The 18432-nt window shown below is 69.7% G+C and carries 19 protein-coding genes and 1 pseudogene; 12 read left to right on the forward strand and 8 right to left on the reverse strand.

Features of this window, described 5'->3' with window-relative positions; all coding sequences use genetic code 11:
- Nucleotides 1-44: 44 nt before the first annotated feature.
- From ACFQU4_RS27640 to ACFQU4_RS27660, 5 genes are all read left to right on the forward strand, one after another.
- Nucleotides 45-680: an SRPBCC domain-containing protein gene (locus tag ACFQU4_RS27640; protein ID WP_377498262.1), complete on the forward strand. Its 636-nt coding sequence runs from the start codon at nucleotides 45-47 to the stop codon at nucleotides 678-680.
- Entirely contained in the window at nucleotides 677-1297 is a 621-nt protein-coding gene (locus tag ACFQU4_RS27645; protein ID WP_377498264.1) for an SRPBCC domain-containing protein, read from the forward strand. Before ACFQU4_RS27640 ends, ACFQU4_RS27645 begins: the two co-directional genes overlap by 4 nt.
- Nucleotides 1298-1313: 16 nt before the next feature.
- On the forward strand, nucleotides 1314-1691 hold the full coding sequence (locus ACFQU4_RS27650) for an ArsR/SmtB family transcription factor (RefSeq protein WP_377498266.1): 378 nt from the start codon (nucleotides 1314-1316) through the stop codon (nucleotides 1689-1691).
- Nucleotides 1692-1713: 22 nt separating this feature from the next.
- A complete protein-coding gene (locus ACFQU4_RS27655; RefSeq protein ID WP_377498268.1) occupies nucleotides 1714-2700 on the forward strand; it encodes a S66 peptidase family protein in 987 nt (328 codons plus the stop codon).
- A 205-nt stretch (nucleotides 2701-2905) separates the two neighbouring features.
- Entirely contained in the window at nucleotides 2906-3313 is a 408-nt protein-coding gene (locus tag ACFQU4_RS27660; protein ID WP_377498270.1) for a DUF2510 domain-containing protein, read from the forward strand.
- A gap of 404 nt (nucleotides 3314-3717) precedes the next feature.
- Here the strand turns inward: ACFQU4_RS27660 and ACFQU4_RS27665 are convergent, their stop codons facing one another.
- From ACFQU4_RS27665 to ACFQU4_RS27685, 5 genes are read right to left on the reverse strand one after another with little or no spacing between them, the layout of a single operon-like run.
- Entirely contained in the window at nucleotides 3718-4848 is a 1131-nt protein-coding gene (locus ACFQU4_RS27665; RefSeq protein ID WP_377498272.1) for a DNA glycosylase AlkZ-like family protein, read from the reverse strand.
- Nucleotides 4832-5539 carry an alpha/beta fold hydrolase gene (locus tag ACFQU4_RS27670; protein WP_377498274.1) on the reverse strand — a complete coding sequence of 236 codons (708 nt, stop codon included), beginning with the start codon at nucleotides 5537-5539 and terminating at the stop codon, nucleotides 4832-4834. The genes ACFQU4_RS27665 and ACFQU4_RS27670 overlap by 17 nt, the downstream gene beginning before the upstream one ends.
- 36 nt (nucleotides 5540-5575) lie before the next feature.
- Nucleotides 5576-6292, reverse strand: a complete 717-nt coding sequence (locus ACFQU4_RS27675; RefSeq protein WP_377498276.1) for a FadR/GntR family transcriptional regulator — start codon at nucleotides 6290-6292, stop codon at nucleotides 5576-5578.
- 21 nt (nucleotides 6293-6313) lie between these two features.
- Entirely contained in the window at nucleotides 6314-7285 is a 972-nt protein-coding gene (locus ACFQU4_RS27680; protein ID WP_377498278.1) for a dihydrodipicolinate synthase family protein, read from the reverse strand.
- Nucleotides 7282-8397, reverse strand: a complete 1116-nt coding sequence (locus tag ACFQU4_RS27685; RefSeq protein WP_377498280.1) for an exo-alpha-sialidase — start codon at nucleotides 8395-8397, stop codon at nucleotides 7282-7284. Before ACFQU4_RS27685 ends, ACFQU4_RS27680 begins: the two co-directional genes overlap by 4 nt.
- Nucleotides 8398-8471: 74 nt before the next feature.
- Here ACFQU4_RS27685 and ACFQU4_RS27690 point away from each other — a divergent pair, with 74 nt between their 5' ends.
- The 3 genes from ACFQU4_RS27690 to ACFQU4_RS27700 are packed head-to-tail and all read left to right on the forward strand — an operon-like array spanning nucleotide 8472 to nucleotide 11969.
- The gene (locus ACFQU4_RS27690; RefSeq protein ID WP_377498282.1) at nucleotides 8472-10118 is read left to right on the forward strand and encodes an extracellular solute-binding protein; all 1647 of its coding nucleotides are present in this window, start codon (nucleotides 8472-8474) and stop codon (nucleotides 10116-10118) included.
- Nucleotides 10102-11085, forward strand: a complete 984-nt coding sequence (locus ACFQU4_RS27695) for an ABC transporter permease (RefSeq protein WP_377498284.1) — start codon at nucleotides 10102-10104, stop codon at nucleotides 11083-11085. The genes ACFQU4_RS27690 and ACFQU4_RS27695 overlap by 17 nt, the downstream gene beginning before the upstream one ends.
- Nucleotides 11082-11969 (forward strand): carbohydrate ABC transporter permease, encoded by an 888-nt coding sequence (locus tag ACFQU4_RS27700; RefSeq protein WP_377498286.1) that lies wholly within the window; start codon nucleotides 11082-11084, stop codon nucleotides 11967-11969. Before ACFQU4_RS27695 ends, ACFQU4_RS27700 begins: the two co-directional genes overlap by 4 nt.
- Here the strand turns inward: ACFQU4_RS27700 and ACFQU4_RS27705 are convergent.
- Nucleotides 11909-12592, reverse strand: a pseudogene (locus ACFQU4_RS27705) (SDR family NAD(P)-dependent oxidoreductase); the annotation flags it as partial. The gene ACFQU4_RS27700 and the pseudogene ACFQU4_RS27705 sit on opposite strands and share 61 nt — an antisense overlap.
- A 26-nt stretch (nucleotides 12593-12618) precedes the next feature.
- Here ACFQU4_RS27705 and ACFQU4_RS27710 point away from each other — a divergent pair.
- The 3 genes from ACFQU4_RS27710 (at nucleotide 12619) to ACFQU4_RS27720 (ending at nucleotide 14521) form a co-directional block, all read left to right on the forward strand.
- A complete protein-coding gene (locus ACFQU4_RS27710) occupies nucleotides 12619-12882 on the forward strand; it encodes a hypothetical protein (RefSeq protein WP_377498465.1) in 264 nt (87 codons plus the stop codon).
- A 72-nt stretch (nucleotides 12883-12954) separates the two neighbouring features.
- Complete coding sequence (locus ACFQU4_RS27715) at nucleotides 12955-13659, forward strand: DUF899 domain-containing protein (protein WP_377498288.1); 705 nt, start codon at nucleotides 12955-12957, stop codon at nucleotides 13657-13659.
- 22 nt (nucleotides 13660-13681) lie between these two features.
- Entirely contained in the window at nucleotides 13682-14521 is an 840-nt protein-coding gene (locus ACFQU4_RS27720; protein WP_377498461.1) for an alpha/beta fold hydrolase, read from the forward strand.
- On the opposite strand, the gene ACFQU4_RS27725 is transcribed toward ACFQU4_RS27720, so the two are convergent.
- A complete protein-coding gene (locus tag ACFQU4_RS27725; protein ID WP_377498290.1) occupies nucleotides 14518-15435 on the reverse strand; it encodes an alpha/beta fold hydrolase in 918 nt (305 codons plus the stop codon). The two genes, ACFQU4_RS27720 and ACFQU4_RS27725, sit on opposite strands and share 4 nt — an antisense overlap.
- 89 nt (nucleotides 15436-15524) lie before the next feature.
- Between ACFQU4_RS27725 and ACFQU4_RS27730 the strand changes: the two genes are divergently transcribed.
- Nucleotides 15525-16352, forward strand: a complete 828-nt coding sequence (locus ACFQU4_RS27730; protein ID WP_377498292.1) for a hypothetical protein — start codon at nucleotides 15525-15527, stop codon at nucleotides 16350-16352.
- Nucleotides 16353-16363: 11 nt separating this feature from the next.
- Here ACFQU4_RS27730 and ACFQU4_RS27735 read toward each other — a convergent pair whose 3' ends face one another.
- Nucleotides 16364-18280, reverse strand: a complete 1917-nt coding sequence (locus ACFQU4_RS27735) for a sialidase family protein (RefSeq protein WP_377498294.1) — start codon at nucleotides 18278-18280, stop codon at nucleotides 16364-16366.
- Between the last annotated feature and the right edge of the window lie 152 nt (nucleotides 18281-18432).

Genomic DNA, 18432 nt, shown 5'->3' on the forward strand with positions numbered 1-18432 from the left:
TTAGTCTGACCTTATATAAGCTAGAACTTAGTGAAGGAGCTCGGATGAACCCGTTGGAACACGTCAAGGCCGTGACCCGCGAGGTCCGCACCGGGGAGCGGGACGGCAAGCCGACCAAGATCGCGATCGCGCACCGGTCCTACCCGGCCGAGCCGGGTGACGTGTGGGACGCACTGACCAGTGCGGAGCGGCTGCCGCGCTGGTTCCTGCCGGTGTCCGGCGACCTCAGGGTCGGCGGGCGGTACCAGTTCGAGGGCAACGCCGGCGGCGTCGTCGAGACCTGCCGGCAGCCGGAGTTGATCAAGACCACCTGGGAGGGTGGCGGTCAGGTCTCCTGGCTGGAGATCAGGCTCAGCCCCGAGGGCGAGCAGACGGCGCTCGAGTTGATCCACGAGGCGCACGTCGATCCCGAGTTCGCCAAGCAGTACGGGCCGGGTGCCGTCGGCGTCGGCTGGGACGGCGCCCTGCTCGGTCTCGGCCTGCACCTCGAGTCCGGTGCCGACCGGCCGGTCGATGCCTTCACCTGGCCCACCACGCCGGAGGGGTTGGAGTTCCACCGCTACGCCGCCGACGACTGGGCCCGGGCCGACATCGCGGACGGCACCGATCCGGCCGAGGCTCGGGCCGCGACGGAGGCGGTGCTTGCCTTCTACACCACGGTTCCGGAAGAGCAGTCGTGATCACCGCCCTGGATCTGATCGACCAGGTCGAGCGCCGGGTGGCCGGCGGCGAGCGGGACGGCGAGCCGACCAAGATCGTGATCCTGCGGCGCCACTACGACGCCGACGTGGACCAGGTCTGGGACGCGTTCACCAACGCCGAACGACTGCCGCGCTGGTTCCTGCCGGTCAGCGGTGACCTCAGGCTCGGTGGCCGGTATCAGTTCGAGGGCAACGCCGGCGGGTTGATCGAGAGTTGCCGGCGGCCGGAGTTGATCAAGGTGACCTGGGAGTACGACGGCGGCCTGTCCTGGGTCGAGGTACGGTTCCGGACCGAGCCGGACGGGCGGACCATGATCGAACTGAGGCACGAGCAGCCGGTCGACGACAGCTGGCGGACGTACGGTCCCGGCGCCGGCGGGGTGGGCTGGGACATCGGCCTGGTCGGGCTGGACGAGCATCTCCGGACCGGCCGGAGGGTGGTCGAGCAGGAGTGGACGTCGACCCCGGACGGCCGGGAGGCGATCCGGCGTTCCAGCGCCGATTGGGCCCGGGCGGCGGTCGCCGACGGCGAGGACGCCCGGCTGGCCGGCGAGGCCGCCGACCGGACGGCGGCCGCCTACACCGCCGAGTCGTGAGACGATCCGGCTGATCATGGCGATCTTCGAAACCCTGGCCGACCCGGTGCGCCGGCACCTCCTCGAGCTGCTCGCCCGCGGAGACCGTACCGCCGGGGAGCTGGCCGAGGCCGCCCGGGACCGGTTCGGCATCTCCCAGCCGGCCACCTCCCAGCACCTGAAGGTGCTCCGGGACACCGACCTGGTGACGGTACGGGTGGACGGGCCGCGCCGGATCTATGCGGTGAACCTGCCGGCGCTGGACGAACTGCACGCCTGGCTGGCCCAGTTCCATGATCAGTTCGCGCAGCCGCTGGACGCGCTGGCCACCGAGCTGGCCCGCGGCAAGCGGCAGCGGCGGCGGACCTCCGGGACCGGGGCGAAGCCGGCGAATCCTGCCGCGGAAACGGCTTGACGCGTGGTGCAGGCTGGTGCCCGTGGAGACCCTTGTTGCGCCGAAGCTGAAGCCGGGCGACACCGTGCGGGTGGTCGCGCCGGCGCGGAGCCGGGCGTTCGTCCTGGACCATGATCATTCCGCGTTGATCGAGCAGCGGTTCGCCGAGCTCGGCCTGCGGGTCACCTTCGGCCGGCACGTCGACGAGCGGGACGTCTTCGACTCCAGCTCGATCGAGTCCAGGGTCGAGGACCTGCACGAGGCATTCGCCGACCCCGAGGTGCGCGGCATCCTGACCGTGATCGGCGGCTTCAACAGCAACGAACTGCTGCCGTACCTGGACTGGGAACTGATCGCCGCGAACCCGAAGATCCTCAGCGGCTACTCCGACATCACCGCGCTGCAGAACGCGATCCTCGCCCGGACCGGCCTGATCACCTACTCCGGCCCGCACTGGTCGACCTTCGGCATGCGTGATCATCTCGAGCCGACCGTCACCTGGTTCCGGCAGGCCTGTCTGGCCGACGAACCGTACGCGATCCGGGCGGGGGAGTCCTGGACCGACGACCCCTGGTTCCTTGATCAGGACGATCGCACGGTCCGGCCCACCGACGGCTGGTGGACCCTGGCACCGGGGACGGCGCGCGGCCGGCTGGTCGGCGGCAACCTGTGCACGCTGAACCTGCTCCAGGGCACCGCGTGCTGGCCCGGTCTCGACGGGGTCGTCCTGGCCGTCGAGGACGACTACCTGACCAACCCGCACGAGTTCGCCCGCGACCTCACCTCGCTGCTCCAACTGCCCGACGCCGCCGGCCTGCGCGGCCTGGTGATCGGGCGGTTCCAAGCCGCCAGCGAGCTGACCCGGGACGTGCTCGCGGAGATCCTCCGCCGCCAGCCCGCCCTCTCCGGCCTACCCGTCCTGGCCAACCTCGACTTCGGCCACACCACCCCATTGGCGACCCTCCCGATCGGCGGAGAGGTCGAGTTGATCACCGACCCCACCCCCGAACTCCGCATCCACACCCACTGAGCGGCCACCGACCACGTCGAGTGTGAGGTTACGGCCAGCTGGAACCGATTTCAGCTGGTCACTTCGTCACACTCGATGCGTTCGGTGCCGAGTCCGCGGATGTTTCCGGAGTTGCCAGCGGAACCGGACCAACTCACCTACGCTGCGACCACTGCGTGATCTTTTGGGGGAGAGGGCTAAGGCCATGGGGTTGATCCGTAAGACGATGAGCATCGGCACGCTCGGGCTGGTGAGGTGGAACAAGGACAGCGGCAATGCGGCTGCGAAGTATCAACGGCAAACCCGGAATGCCACCCGTGCCCAGGTCGTGCAGAACCACTTCATGCTCCGTAACCAGAAGAAGCAGATCAAGGCGACTAAGGCTGCTGGTCAGCCGATCACGTACCAGGAAGTCGTCGGGCCGATGGTGCCGCCGATGATCCCGCCGGGTTGGTACCCCGACCCTTCGGACAACCGGGCTCTTTGCTGGTGGGACGGTGTTCAGTGGCACCCGCGGACCAAGCACTATCAGGGCGTCCCGGTGCCGCCTCCCACCCCACAGCAACCTTTCGTGCAGCAACCCCCAGTTCAGCAACCGGTCCAGCCTTTGCCACGACGAGCTCTAGAAGAATGAGTCGTCGTTGGTGCCGATCCGGGCGCAGCGGGCGAGCCGTCCCCAGCCGGGGGTGCCGGGAGTTCCCTTGATTGGGGAGTTGTGGGCCGCGTGTACGCGGCGGAACCTTCCCCGATCGTGGGGTCTGGACCGGCATCGAGGCTTCACCCGGTTCGGTGACGGGAGGTCGCAGTGCAGCGGAGCGCCGGCCGGCGGCGGGACCTGCCGAACTGTGCCGAGCCCTCACCCGACGCCTTTCCCCCGGTGCCGTTCCGGCCGATCCATCGCGTTGCGTGTGACTGTTGCCGGTTCCGGCCGTCACTGCCAATCACCGGCGCCCCTCCACCTCCTCCTCCGGATCGACCGGGCACAAGCGCAGCGACACGCCGCAGAAACGCCTGCTTTTGTGCCCGGTCGGCGGGGGTTTAGGGGAGGAGGCGGAGGTCGGCTAGGTCGAGGTTGAGGGCGGTGGCGACGTCTTGGGCTGGAGGGGCGACGATGTCCTCCGACAGGCGGGATTCGCCGGGGAGCGGGGTGATCTCGATCTCGGTTCGGCGGCCGCGGGCGACGGTGCGCCAGGTGGCGACCAGTCGTTGATCATGGAGGACGACCGGGGCGAAGAGGCCGTTCGCCTTGCGCCAGATCGCCGCCAGCTGCTCCTCGGTGCAGAACCGGGTCCGGTTCGGGCCGCTGAAGCCGAGCAGCAGGCCGTCGAACTCGCCGAGCAGCCGGCAGCCGGGGTCGGACTCGCCGCCGCGGGGCGGCCGGGCCAGGTCGAACAGCGGTTCGTGGTCCGGCCCGGTGTGCTGCACCAGGGTGTCGCCGAGCGCGGCCACGGCGGTGTCGACCCGGGTCAGGCCGACGCCGAAGAAGAAGGCCAGGTCGCGGCGGTGCACGGGCCCGTACGCGGCGCAGTGTCCGGTGATCAACTCGGCCAGGGCCGCCTCCGGATCGACCGGCTCGGCCTCCTCGATCACGGCGGCGGCGGTCCGGTGGTAGATGTCGGTGCGCTTCTCCCAGGCGGCGTCCTTGGGTCGGCGGATCAGTCCGCTGTGACCCCAGATCAGGCCTCGGTTGCTGCTCGATCCGAGCGTGCCGAACCCGGGCTCGTGGGCCGCCAGCCACTGGTCGGCGTGCTCGCAGATCTCGTCCCGGGACCGCCAGGCGTCGGTGCAGAACGCCTCGAGTTCCGCTTCGAGCTCGGCCGGGTCGACCCGCTGCAATCCCAGCTGCCGCAGGATCGCGGTCGACCGGCCGAGCCGCGCCACCGCATCGAGCAGGGCGAACCGATCGGCCACCGAGGTGTGCACGGTGCCGCGCAGGTTGCTCGTCTTGACCAGCTGGTACGACTCCAGGGCGGCACAGATCGTGTGGTAGTCGAGGCCGGGCAGCCGGCTGGCGGCGGCGAGGAACGGGGCCCGCGGAGCCTGGGACTGGACCGGTCCGATCCGCCGGAACACGGTGCGCAGGTCGCGCAGGGCGGGCCGGCCGGCCGGTGCGGACGGGAACTGCCGCCGTAGCGTCAGCTCCGCGAGTTGATCACGATCGAGCCGCATGGACCCGCGACCCCAGGAACTCGTCGATGGCGGCGCAAAAGGCCGGATGGCCTTCCTCGCGGTGGATTCCGTGCCCGTACGGCAGCGTACGGAACGTGGCGTCCGGGATCCGTCCGGCGACGTCGGCCTGCGGCTCCTGGGGCAGCGCGCTGGTCGGTCCGCCGGCCAAGATCAACACCGGGGCGGTGATCGACTCCAGCCGGGACCAGTTCGCCGGGTCGGGGGAGCGCAGTTCGGCCCGGAGCTGGTTGATCAACGCGAAGTCGTACGGCGTCGGTTGGTCCGGTGGTTCGACGTCGGGGCGGTCCAGTGGCACCGGCGGCGGCGCCTCCTCGACCACCAGTGCGGCCACCCGGTCCGGCTGCAGCTGGGCCGCGATCAGGGCCGCCAGGCCACCCATCGAGTGGCCGATCAGCGTCACCCGGTCCAGTCCCAGCGCGTCGGCCAGTCGCCAGACGTCCTCGGCCAGAGCCCGGAAGGAGTAGTGGTCGGCATGATCACTGGCGCCGTGCCCGCGCTGGTCGACCGCCAGCACCTGGTAGCGATCACCGAGGTGCTCGGCGAACCGGTCCCACGTCGTGTGATCACCACCCAGTCCGTGCAGCAGGATCACCGGCGCACCGTCCGAGACTCCGGTACGCGACACGAACAGCCGGAAGTCCCCGGCCGCAACCAAGCCGTCGTCTGTCACGGCGGACACTCTACGGGCCGAAGATGACCATCAGGTTCACCGCTCGAAGCGGGTCCGGATGCCGACGAAATGATCTTTCATCGCCGCGGCGAACCGGGGTGCGTCGCCGGACTCGAGCGCGTTCAGCAGGTCGCGGTGCCACCGGGCCGCGTCCTCCCGGGAGTACTGATCACCGGGCAGCCGGGCGTTCACGTCGGCGAAGGTACGCCAGAAGACGCTGACCAGGTCGAGGATCAGGGCGTTGCCGAGCGGCTGGTAGAGGGCCCGGTGGAACTCCCAGTCCTCGTCGGCGAACGGGATGTCGCGCTCCGCCGCCGCTTCCATCCGCTCCACGATCCCGGTCAGCTCGCCGAGGTCGCCGTTCGCGAAGTGGGCGACCACCTCGTCGGCCAGCCCGATCTCCAACGCCTGCCGGACCGCGAGCACGTCGCGCACCTCGCGGAGGTCGCCGGCCATCGACTGCGACATCCGGAACGCCAGCCCGTCCTCGAGCGACTTCAGTCCGAGGGTGCCGACGTAGGTGCCGTAGCCGTGCCGGATCTCGATGATGCCGACCGCCTGCAGGGCCTTCATGGCCTCCCGCAACGGATGCCGGCCGACCTCGAGCTGGCTCATCAGCTCCTGCTCGGTCGGCAACGGGTCGCCGGAGGCGAGGTTGTGGTCGAGGATGTAGGCCTTCACCGCGTCCCGGATGAACTCCTGGTTCGTCGCAGCCGTCCGCGGGCGTCGCGCCGTCGAACCCGTACCGGCCATGATCAAATCCTCCTCTGCGACTCACAGCAGTCCCGCGGCCTCCATCCTGCCCCGGATTCCGGCGATCTCGGCGTCATTCAGTCCGATCGCCGGTTCGGCGAGCCGCGGGCAGTCGATCACGCCGAGCAGCCAGACCGCCGCCTTGAACGCACCGAGCGCCGCGGAAGCGCCCCCGATCCGGCTCCGGTCGCCGGCCTTGATGATGTCGAACAGTGTGATCAGCCGGTCCTGCTCGGCCCGCGCTCCGGCCAGGTCGCCGGCTGCGACCAGGTTGAGGATCCGGACGTAGCCGGCCGGGTCGACGTTGCCGAGCCCGGGCACGGCGCCGTCGACGCCGAGCTGCATCGCGGCGTCGACGGTCACCTCCGAGCCGGTCATGATCGAGAACCCGTCCAGCCCGCGGTCGCGGCGCCCGTTGACCAGCAAGCGCAGGCTCAGTTCGGCACCGCTGGAGTCCTTCACCCCGGCCAGCACGCCGTCGGCGGCGAGTTCCAAGATCAACTCGCTGTCCAGCTTGAGGCTCACCCGGGACGGGATGTCGTAGCCGAAGACCGGGGTCTGGCCGGCCAGCTCGGCGAGCCGGCGGAAGTGCCGGTCGATCTCGTTGCGGTGCGGCGGGATGTAGAACGGCGCGGTGATCACCAGGCCGTCCACGCTGAACTTCATCGCCTGCCGGACCAGGTCGGCGACCCGGTTGGTGGACGGTTCGATGGTGCCGGCCAGCAGGGTGGCCGCGCCGGCGGTCTCGGTCCGTGCCACGTCGAGCACCCGGGCCCGTTGATCATCGGAGAGCGACGTGCCCTCACCGCTGCTGCCGAGGACGAAGACACCGGTGCAGCCCGCCTCGAGCTGGTACGTGATCAACCGGGCCAGCGAACGGGCATCGACGTCGCCCTCCTCGGTCAGCGGCGTGACCAAGGGCGGGATCACGCCGTCCAGCCGCAGCTTCGGGTCCCCGGTCGGGTCGCCGATCATGGTGGTTCCTCCGTTCACGAGCGTCCGTTGCCGATCGTCGACAACGGTACGCGGGCCAGTCGGATTCCTTCGTACGGACGCTTCTCGCCCGCCTCGTACAGGATGCCGAGGTTCTCGCCGGAAAGCAGGGCGAGGTCGGAATAGGCGGCCGGTCCCGCGTGCAGCAGCGGCCCGCGGCGCCAGCCGGTGCCGCCGGCGTTGCCGACGTAGAGGCCGAGCCGGGCCCGGCGGCCGGCCGAACGCGGCGTGGACAGCACGATCCGGTCGTCGGGCAGCCGGAGCAGGGCGGCCTGCACGTCCGGCGCCACCGTCGCCCGGACCGGCCGGTAGGACGCGTCCAGGGAGTCGCCCCCGTCCTCGGACCAGGCGTGCACCCGGCCCGAGACCTTGCTGGAGAAGTTGCGGGTGTTGAAGTAGACCCGGCCGTCGGCCAGTTCGACGGCCGCGGACTCGTTCGGGTTGATCGCCAGCGGATCCGCGTCGTCGACATGATCATCGACGAAGCCGAGCCGCCAGCTGTGGCCGCCGTCGTCGCTGACGATGCAGTGACCGGCGCTGTAGCGCTGCCGCGGATCGGGATCCTGGTCGGGTTCGGGGAGCACGGTGTGGTTGGCCGGGATCAGCAGTCGGCCCGCATGCGGGCCCTGGGTGAGGGCGATGCCGTGACAGGGGCCGGTCGCGTACCAGCCCCAGTTCTTGTGTTTGACGGCATCGGTGATCTCCTCGGGCTCGGTCCAGGTCAGGCCCAGATCGCTGCTGCGCTGGAGAAATACGCGGCGGGCCAGATAGGCCTGGTCGGACAGGTGCAGCTTCTTCTCGGAGAGATCGCCGGGGTTGCGGACCGAGACCAGGACGACGTCGCCGCTCGCCGGATCGATCACCGGGGCTGGGTTGCCGCAGGTCGCGTCGTCGGCCGTGTGCACCACCTGGACCTCGCCCCAGGTCGCGCCGCCGTCGGTCGATCTCCGGCAGACCAGGTCGATCTTGCCGGTGTCGGACCCCGAGTTCACCCGCCCCTCGCAGAAGGCGATCACGGTGTCGCCGTCGGCGACCAGCGCCGGGATGCGATACGTGTGGTAGCCGCTGTCGGCCGGATCGAAGATCAACTCTTCCTTCAGGCTTGAAGACATAGGACGTACTATGTCATAGTCCGTCGCAACTCACGGCGTGGTGGGTGCTCGACCCAACGAAGGAGATGGGGAACATGGATCTGCACGGGCGTACACAACTGTCACGGCGCGGCCTGCTCGGTGGCGGTGCCGTCCTCGCCGGAACGGTCGGGGTGGCGGGGCTCGGTGGCCTGGCCGGCTGCTCGACCGGAGGCGGCGGCGACGATGCGGCCGTGAACGCCGCGGTGAAGCTGCCGACCCACAAGCCTTACGAAGGTGTCGAACCGGACCTGGCCGGCGACGAGACGGTCCTGGACGGCTACCTGAAGTATCCGTCCGACCCGAAGCAGGTCAGCACCGAGGCGCCGGGGGACGGCAACCCGGTGACGTTCATGACCAACATCCCGGGAGCCATCCCGCCGCCGGCGTCGGACAACGCGTTCTGGACCGAGCTGAACAACCGGCTCGGCTCGCCGCTGGAGATCAGCATGGCCTCCAACGACGAGTACGCCGACAAGTTCGCCACCCGGGTGGCCGGCAATGATCTTCCCGACTTGATCAACATTCCGCCGACCACGGCCCAGCTGCCCGGCCTGCTGAAGGCCAAGGCCCGCGACCTGACCGAGTTCCTGTCCGGCGACGCGGTGCAGCAGTATCCGTTCCTGGCCAATCTGCCCGAGGTCTACTGGCGCGGCTGCGTCTTCAACGGCGGCATCTACGGCGTCCCGGTGCCGCGCGGCATGGCCCGCACCTCGCTGCCGCTGTATCGCGAGGATCTCCTTGCTGCGAAGGGAATCAAGGACCCGGCGCCGAAGAACTTCCAGGAGTTCTTCGATCTCTGCGTCGAGATGACCGACCAGCGCGGGAATCGCTGGGCCTGGTCGACCGCGCCGACCAACTACGTCAAGCAGATGCTCGGCATCCCGTACCTGTGGGCCGAGGAGGGCGGCACGTTCACCAGCGCCAACGAGCACCCGCGCAACACCGACGCCCTCGAGGCGGTACGGAAGCTGGTCGAGGCCGGCGTGGTCAACCCGGACGCGTTCACCTCCGGCGCCAGCGCCCGCAAGCAATGGTTCAACGGCGGCATCGTCAGCTTCGACCTGGACAGCTTCGTGGCCTGGAACCAGTACTACGCCGACAACACGGCCGGTGACGCGTTCGCGGTGAACATGCTCGACGTGCCCGGCTTCGACGACGGCGAGGGCACCCCGTGGCTCGGTGCGGCGCTGAACAACATCACCGCGATCAACGCCCAGACCAAGCACGCTCCGGAGACCCTGCTCAAGATCGCGAACTGGATGGCCGCGCCGTTCGGCACCCAGGAGTACCTGTTCCGCAAGTTCGGCGTCGAGGGCCGGCACTACGCACTCGAGGGCTCCGACCCGATCCCGAACAAGGTCGGCGTGCTGGAGACCGGCATCGGCCTGCAGTACGTCTGTGACTCGCCGATGGCGCTCTACCTGGCCGGGCATCCCGAGGTGCCGGAGAAGCAGCAGAAGATCCAGCAGAAGATCGCCCCGCGGCTGGTCGCCAACGCCTCGTACGGCCTCTATTCCGACACCATGAGCAAGAAGGGCGCGATCATCGACGGGCCGCTGAACGACCTGTCCACCCAGATCGTCCTCGGCAAGCAGCCCGTGTCGGCCTGGGAGACCGGGGTGAAGGACTGGTTGGCCGCGGGAGGCGAGGACATCCGGTCCGAACTCCAGCAGGCGCACGCCGATGTCAACGGAGGTTGAGGCCCGCTCGCGGATCGGCGCGGTGGTGGCCGCCGGGGCGCCGGCCCCGCGACCGCGGCCGTCGCTGGCCCGGCGGGTCCTCGACGACCGGGTGTTGTTGATCTTCGCCGTGCCCGGCGTCGCGCTGATCCTGTTGTTCCACTACGTTCCGCTGCTCGGCAACGTGATCGCGTTCAAGGACTACCAGCCGTTCCTCGGCATCATGGCCAGCGACTGGTCGGCCCTGGACAACTTCGAGGTGATCTTCAGCGGCGACAGGGCCTTCCTGCAGGCGCTCGGCAACACGTTGATCTTGACCACCCTGCAGGCGGTGTTCGTGTTCCCGGCGCCGATCCTGCTGGCGCTGCTGATGAACTCGCTCTTCTCGGAGAAGATCAAGAAGATCGTCCAGAGTATCCTCTATCTGCCGCACTTCCTGTCCTGGGTGATCGTGGTGTCGCTGTTCCAGCAGCTGCTCGGCGGCAGCGGCATGCTGAACAACTTCCTCCGCTCGCACGACTTCGGCACGGTCAGCATCATCGGCAACCCGGACACCTTCCACGCGCTGCTCACCTCGCAGATCATCTGGAAGGACACCGGCTGGGCGACGATCCTGTTCCTGGCCGCGCTGTCGCAGATCGAACCGGAGCTGTACGAGGCGGCCAGCGTCGACGGCGCCGGCCGGATGCGGCAGCTCTGGCACATCACGCTGCCAGGCTTGAGCGGGATCATCATCCTGCTCTTCATCCTGCGGCTGGGCGACTCGCTCAGCGTCGGGTTCGAACAGATCCTGCTGCAGCAGGCCGCGGTCGGCCGGGGCGTCAGCGAGGTGCTGGACACCTACGTCTACAACAACGGCGTGCTGGGCGGGAACTGGGGCGTCGCCGCCGCGGTCGGTCTGGTCAAGGGCATCGTCGGCGTGATCTTGGTACTGGCGGCCAACCGGCTTGCCCACGCCTTCGGCCAGGAGGGGGTGTATCGGCGATGAGCCGGAAACTGGTGCACGGCACCCCGATCGCGTCCTGGCCGGTCCGGTTGCTCAAGGCGGTCGTGCTGACGGTGTTCTGCGCGGCGGTGATCATCCCGTTCCTCGGCGTGGTGTCGACCAGCCTGGCGCCGGCCGAGCAGATCTCTCGGGCCGGTGGCCTGGTGCTGCTGCCGGAGTCAATCAGCACCGACGCGTACCAGTCGATCTTCGCCGGCGGGTTGGTGACCCGGGCGATCGGCGTGAGCACCTTCGTCACCGTCGTCGGCACGCTGCTCAGCCTGACCGTCTCCAGCCTGCTCGGGTACGCCCTGTCCCGGCCCGCGTTCGTCGCCGGCCGACCCTTCCTCCTGATCGTGCTGATCAGCATGCTGTTCTCGCCGGGCATCATCCCGACCTACCTGCTGGTCCGGGGCGTCGGCCTGATCGACAGCCTGTGGGCGCTGATCCTGCCGACCATGGTGAGCGCGTTCAACGTGGTCGTGCTGCGCGCCTTCTTCGCCGGGTTGCCGCGGGAACTGATCGAGAGCGCCCGGGTCGACGGGGCGGGGGAGCTGCGCATCTTCACCTCGATCGTGCTGCCGCTGTCCAAGGCGGTGCTCGCGGTGATCGGCTTGTTCTACGCGGTCGGCTACTGGAACGCCTTCTTCAACGCGCTGCTCTACATCAACGACACCACCCTGTGGCCGCTGCAGCTGGTGCTGCGCACGTACGTGATCAACGACACCCAATTGGGCGCCGCCGAGCTGGGCGTGGAACACCTGCCGCCGCAGGCCGCCATCCAGATGGCGATCCTGGTGATCTCCATCGTGCCGATCCTGATCGTCTACCCGTTCCTGCAACGGCACTTCGCGAAGGGCGTGCTGACCGGCGCCGTGAAGGGGTGACCCGGCGGGCCGGGCATGATCATCCGGCCAGGTGCACGCCGGCCCGGCCGGGCGAACTCCTCGTCGGCGCCGAGGTCGGGAGTCCTGATCACACCCGGGGAGATCGCGTTGACCCGGACACCGAGCGGGCCGAACTCGGCCGACCAGGACCGGGTCAGGGTCTCCAGCGCTCCCTTGGTGGAGGCATAGACGCCGCCGACCGGCAGCCCGAGCCGGGCCACCCAGGAGCCGAGATTGATCACCACGCCGGAGCCGGCGTCGATCATGCTCGGTACGACGGCCTGGGTGAGGAACAACGGCGCCTTGACGTTGACCGCGTAGATCCGGTCCGCGGTCGCCTCGTCGATCGTCAGCGTGGTGCTGGGCGGGTAGATGCCGGCGTTGTTGATCAAGATCTCGATCCGGCGGCCGAGCTGTTCCGCCGCCGCGTCGGCGAGGGTGCGGCTCGCCGCTGCCGTACCGTCGAGATCGGTTCGGACGAAGTCGGCCCGGCCTCCCGCGTCCAGGATCGTGGCGACCGCGGCCCGGCCTCGATCCTGGTCCCGGCCGGAGAGGACGACGTGCGCACCTTCGGCGGCCAGTGCGGTGGCGATCGAGCGTCCGATGTTGCTGGTGGAGCCGGTGACGAGGGCCGTACGACCGGCGAGGTGTGACCCGGACCAGCAAGGGCCAGCTGTTCCACTACTTTCCGGGCGGCAAGGAGGAACTGCTGCTCGCGGTGGCCCGGCACGAGGCGGACCGGGTGCTCGATGATCAACAACCGCACCTCGGCGACCTGACCAGCTGGGCGTTGGCAGGCCGAGATCCGGCGCGGGATCGAGGCGATGCAGCGGCGGGATCATCTCGCCGCGCACCCGCCCAGCGGCGACCGCCGCGGCCGGGGGTCTTGACGACCAACCGGGAATTCGACTGACTGGAACCGATGACTTCGGCCGCCGACGCTGGTCTACACCTCGGGACCGATCCAGCACACCCGGGAGGAAGCATGACCGAACAGACCACCAAGGCTCTGCCACCGATCGTCGATCGCGAGACCTGGCAGGCGGAGCTCGACGAGCTGCGGCGACGGGAGAAGGCGGCCACCCGAGAGCTCGACGCCATCGCCGCGCAACGCCGCAGGCTGCCGATGGTCGAGCTCCCGGACTACACCCTGATCGGCGCCGACGGGCCGATCCGGCTGGCGGACGTCTTCGCCGGGCGTTCCCAGCTGATCGTCTACAACCACATGTGGAACGACGGCGCGAAGTGGCAGTGCGGCGGCTGCACCGGCCTCACCTCGCAGTACGTCCGGCTGGGCTTCCTGGACAACTACGACGCCCGTTTCGTGATCGTCACCAACGGCCCGATCGACGAAGCGCTGGCGTACAAGGAAAAGGTCGGCAACCAGATGGACTGGTACTCCTCGGCGGAGAGCCCGTTCGGCGCCGACGTGGACGCGCCGCCCGGGGCCGGCTTCGCGGTGAACGTGTTCCTCCGCGACGGCGACCGGGTCTACCGCACCTGGCACACGAACGGGCGGGGCACCGAGCAGCTCAGCCACACGTTCCCGTTGATCGATCTGCTGCCGTGGGGCCGGCAGGAGGAGTGGCAGGACTCGCCCGACGGCTGGCCCAAGTCGCCCGCCTACACCAAGTGGCTCGACTCGCCCGACATCGCCCGGCTCTACGGGCCCGCCGGCGAGGCGAGCTGACGCCGCGGCCGAACCGGTGATCATGAAACCGTCGATCAGCGGCCGGCTGCCGATCAACGGGCTGAACCTCCATCACGAGGTGTACGGCGACCTCCGCGACTCGGCGAGGACGCCGCTGCTGCTGATCCCCGGCGGCTTCATGAGTACGGAATCGATGGTGCCCTGGATCCGCGGGTTCGCGGCCGAGCGGCCGGTGATCACCTTCGATCAGCAGGGCCACGGCCGGACCCCGGACACGTCGCGGCCGATGTCGTACCCGCAGTTCGCCGACGACGCCGCAGCGCTGCTGGACGCGCTCGGGGTCGATCGTGTCGCCGTCCTCGGTTATTCGCAGGGCGGTGGGGTGGCGCTGCAGCTCGCGGTCCGGCACCCGGGCCTGGTCGAGAAGCTGGTCGTGCTGTCGGCCACGTACCGTCAGGACGGCTGGCATCCAGCGGTGCTGGAAGGAATCGCCGGGCTGAACGCCGCCGCGTTCGCCGGTACGGCCGTCGAGCGCGACTTCTTCGAGCACACTCCGGACCCGGCCGCGTTCGACGCCTACCTCGAGAAGATGAAGGTGCTCGGGATCAACGACCAGCACCTCACCGACGACGAGGTGCGTTCCTTCCCCGCCAAGACCATGATCATCATCGGGGACGCCGACTCGGTGACACCGGAGCACGCGCTGGCGATGTTCCGGTTGCGTGGCGGTGGCGGCGACGAGGCTGCCGGCGCGGGGGCGCTGCGGGAGTCGCCGGCCGCACGCCTGGTGATCATGCCGGCCATGTCCCACGTCGGCCTGGCGGCGGAGTCGGCGGCGCTGCTGCCGCTGTTGAACGCCTTCCTCGACGACGTTCCGCCGACGACGCCGGAGCTGTTCTAGGGACTCGCAGCCCGGGCCAGGAAGTCGCGGATGATCGGCAGCACCTCGTCGAAGTTCGTCTCCAGCAGCCAGTGGCCGCCCTCGATGAGGTGCAGTTCGGCGCCCGGATGATCACGGTGGTACGCACGGGCGGCGCCGGCCGGCATGTAGCCGTCCTGGTGCCCCCACACGATCAGGGTCGGCGGTCGATGATCACGAAGATAGGCCTGCTGGCGGGCGAACCAGGGCACCGTGTGGCGTTGATCGGCGAGCAGGGCGGTCAGGTTCCGCCGCCGCTGCGGGGTCCCGAGCTGGGACCACGACAGCGTCCAGAGATCCGGCGCCACCCGCTCGGCCAGCCGGTCGTCGACCTCGCCGACGAACTCGTCGCGAAACCCCTCCGGTGAGACGGCCTGGCCGAGCTTGCGCAGCCCCTCGTCGGTCGGGTTGTTCCAGAACTCCTTGAGCGGCGCGTACTTCGGTCCGTGTTGATCTTCGTAGATGTCGCCGTTCGAGATGATCAACGCGATCACCTTCTCCGGGGCCGTCATGGCCAGCCGGAAGCCGAACTGGGACCCGTAGTCGTGCAGATAGATCGCGTACCGGGGGAGACCGGCGACCTCGGTGAATCGCCGCAGAAAGTCCGCGTAGCCGTCGAAGGTGTACGGAAAGCGCTCCGGGTCCGGCGTGCCGCTGTAGCCGAATCCGGGCAGGTCCGGCGCGACGGTGCGCCAGCGGTCCCCGAGTGCGGGCATCAGCAGGCGGAAGGCGTACGACGACGCCGGATAGCCGTGCGGCAGCAGCAGAACCGGCGCGTCCGCCGGCCCGCACTCGCGGTAGAAGATCTCGATGCCGTCGACGTCGGTCCGGCGGTGCCGAACCTCCGTCCCATCCGTTCCCGGGGCCACCGACGGGTTCCTAGTCGGGTCGGTCATGGCGGGTCACGCTCCCTTCCTCCGTGATCTCCGGCCTGTACCCGGTTCGGTACCGGTTGTCACCGGCGCCGGCCGGTACGATGCGCCGCATGTCTCAGGCTCCGCCTCCGCGGTCGCCGGACGGGAAGTGGTGGTGGGACGGGCGACAGTGGGTGCCGGTCCAGCAACAGCCGCCCCTCTCCGGCCCGCCGACCGGTCCGGTCCGGCCCCGGCGTTCCGCCGCGCCCTTGATCGTCGTCGTCGCCGTCGTGGCGGCCCTGGTGATCATCGGACTGATCGCCGGCGGAACGTTGTGGATACGTAGTCTGCAAGCGGCGACCGAGACCAGTGCGCCGCCGTCCACCGCCTCCGCCGACCGGCCACCGCCGTCCCCGTCGCCGACCCCGGCGGGTCCAGGACCGGTGCGTTGCCAGCCGAGGACCACTGAAGGCTGCTTCCCGAAGGTGAGGGTCAGCAAGCTGGTCGCCGCGCTGCGGTCGAAGGGTTTCCAGTGCGAGAAGTCGGGGTCGTACGGCACCCGCTGCACCAAGCAGATCGCGACCCGCGACCAGCACACGTACGCGTTGAATCACAGCCTCCGGGACGCTGACCAGCTGACCAGCCTGATGGCGCTCGGCACGTCCTCCGCCGTCGGCGCCGATCCGCCCGACCGGACCGGTCAGGCGAACCGGCGCACCGTCGAGGCGCTGCAGCTGGAGCTGGACCAGGTGCTGCCCGCCGCCGATTCGACCCGGCGGAAGATCGCGGACTGGGTACGGGACCACCAGGGCCGCTGCTCTGACGTCTTCGACGTGCACGAGGTGATCGACGGGTACGAGCTGCGCTGCAGCAACCCGGAGCCGATCGCCGTCAGCGGCAAACAGGTCGTCACGACCTGGAGCGGAAGCGTGACGATCGGCGCGGGCCGGCTCCGCTGAGCGACGGCCTCCTAACGACCGGCCCGGGCGAGCTCCTCGAGGTGCAGGTTGGACAGGGCGTGGCGGTAGATCCGGAGGTCGGCGACCCGGCCGGCGAAGCTGTCGCCCGGCTCACTGTCGCCGCCGGAGCCGCCGAGCCGCAGTGACTCGGCGCTCTGAATGGCGCCGTAGCCCTCGATCGAGTCGGTGACCGGGCCGCTGCCGCCGGGCTGCCAGCCGAGGGTCGAGCCGTCGAGGAAGCCGGTGACCGAGCCGCGGGCGCGGTCGATCACCAGCGCGAGCTGATGCCAGGCGTCGTCGAGCACCCCGGTCGCCCGCTGCTGGGAGGCGCGCTGTTCGGCGCCGCCGCCCGCGTTGACCCGGACCACGGGCCGGCCGTCCGGCGCGAGCAGCACCGAGAACCCGGCGTGGCTCGAGACGAGGTTGCCCTTGGTGATCAGGACCTGCGGCCGTTCCGGCGGCGCTCCGGTGGCGCGGCGGAACCAGAGGGTCACGGTCAGGCTCGCGGTGCCGGGATCGAGCCCGCCGCCGAAGTCCACGAAGCCGGAGCGTCCGTCGAACTCCAGCACCGGCCCGCCGCCGTCCGGGACCCAGGCGGCCCCGTCGATCCGGCCGTCGTAGCTCCGGCTGCCGGTGCTCGCGACCAGGTCGCCGGAGCCCTCGTCCAGCGGCCAGCGGGCCTCCGGCGCCGGCCGGTCGGTGTCGAACAGCCAGTCCAGGGTGAACCGGGCGAACACCACCCGGGGCGACTGGTAGACGCTGCGGCCGGCGTACTTTCCCTTGCAGAAAAGGCAACCGACCAGCTCCGGGTCGACCTGCACCAGGTCGGAGTTGTTGGACGCCCCGGACACCAGCCGCGGTCCGCGGCGCCAGGTCCGGCCCTGGCCGAGGCTGTAGTACGCGGTCAGGTTCCCCCGGTGCTCGGTGAAGCCGGACGGTACGTCGGAGGAGCTGACGATCACCAGGTCGTGCCGCGGCCGGTCCAGATTGATCATGCCGTGGTCGACCCCGTTGAACCATTCCGGCAGGTCCGGCTCCAGCTCGGCCGGTGCCCAGGTCAGCCCGTCGTCGGTGCTCACCGAGCACACCTTGAAGTGCCCGCCGGCCAGGCCGGGCTCGAAGTCCCCGTTGCGCCCGCGGCCGATCGCCAGGATCGTGCCCGGCGCGGTCTCGGCGATCCGCAGCTCGGCGAACCCGGCGTACGGCGACCGCGGCGGGATCTCCCCGCTGATCCGCCAGCTGTCGCCGCCGTTGTCGCTGTAGAGGAACGACGCCGTGAAGTCGGGGCGGTAGTCCCGGTACTGATGCGAGACCGGCACCAGCAGCCGGCCGCTGGCGGTCTGCAGCCCGTGGCCGGCCGTCGACACGTGCCGGTCGCCCGGCTTGCCGTCGAACAGCGCGGCCGGCACCTCGCGGACGTCGCTCCAGGTCCGGCCGTTGTCGCGGCTGGTCAGGAAGACCATCCGGTTCGCCGCGAACTGGTGCTGCTCGGTGTACGCCGGCTCGCCGATCTTGCGGTCGCAGAAGGCCCAGGTGATGCCGGTCCTGCTGTCGTGCACCAGGCTCGGGCTGAAGTAGCACAGCGGACGTTCGGCACCGTCGTGCTGGACGGTGCCGTGCCTGGTCAGCAGGCCGATCCGGGCGTCCCAGGTGCGGCCGCCGTCGGTGCTGCGCCGGTAGACCAGATCGACCGTCCTGGTCTGGTCCGACGTCGCGATCCTCGCCTCGGCGTACGCGATCAGCACGCCGTCGCCGGCCCGGGCCAGGCCGACCTGGTGATACACGTTGTACGGCAGCGACCGGTCCGCGTTGGTGAACACCGTCGTCTCGGCGTACCGGGCCGGTGTCGCGTTCTCGTCGGCGGAGGCCGGGCGGGCCTGGGCCGCGCCGAACCCGAGCGCGGAGACCCCGGCGGCACCGGTGATCAAGAACGATCGACGGTCGAGAGGAAGAGGCTGGTCGGTCTGCGGCATGGCATACCCCGCTCATCGGACGTCCTATGAGCGTAACCGGGGATTCACGTCCGGTTCAATGATCGGTCGCCGATGCTGGACTCGCCGGGCCCTCGGATCACGACACG

It is taken from the genome of Microlunatus sp. GCM10028923 (assembly GCF_042666975.1).
Lineage (GTDB): Bacteria > Actinomycetota > Actinomycetes > Propionibacteriales > Propionibacteriaceae > Microlunatus.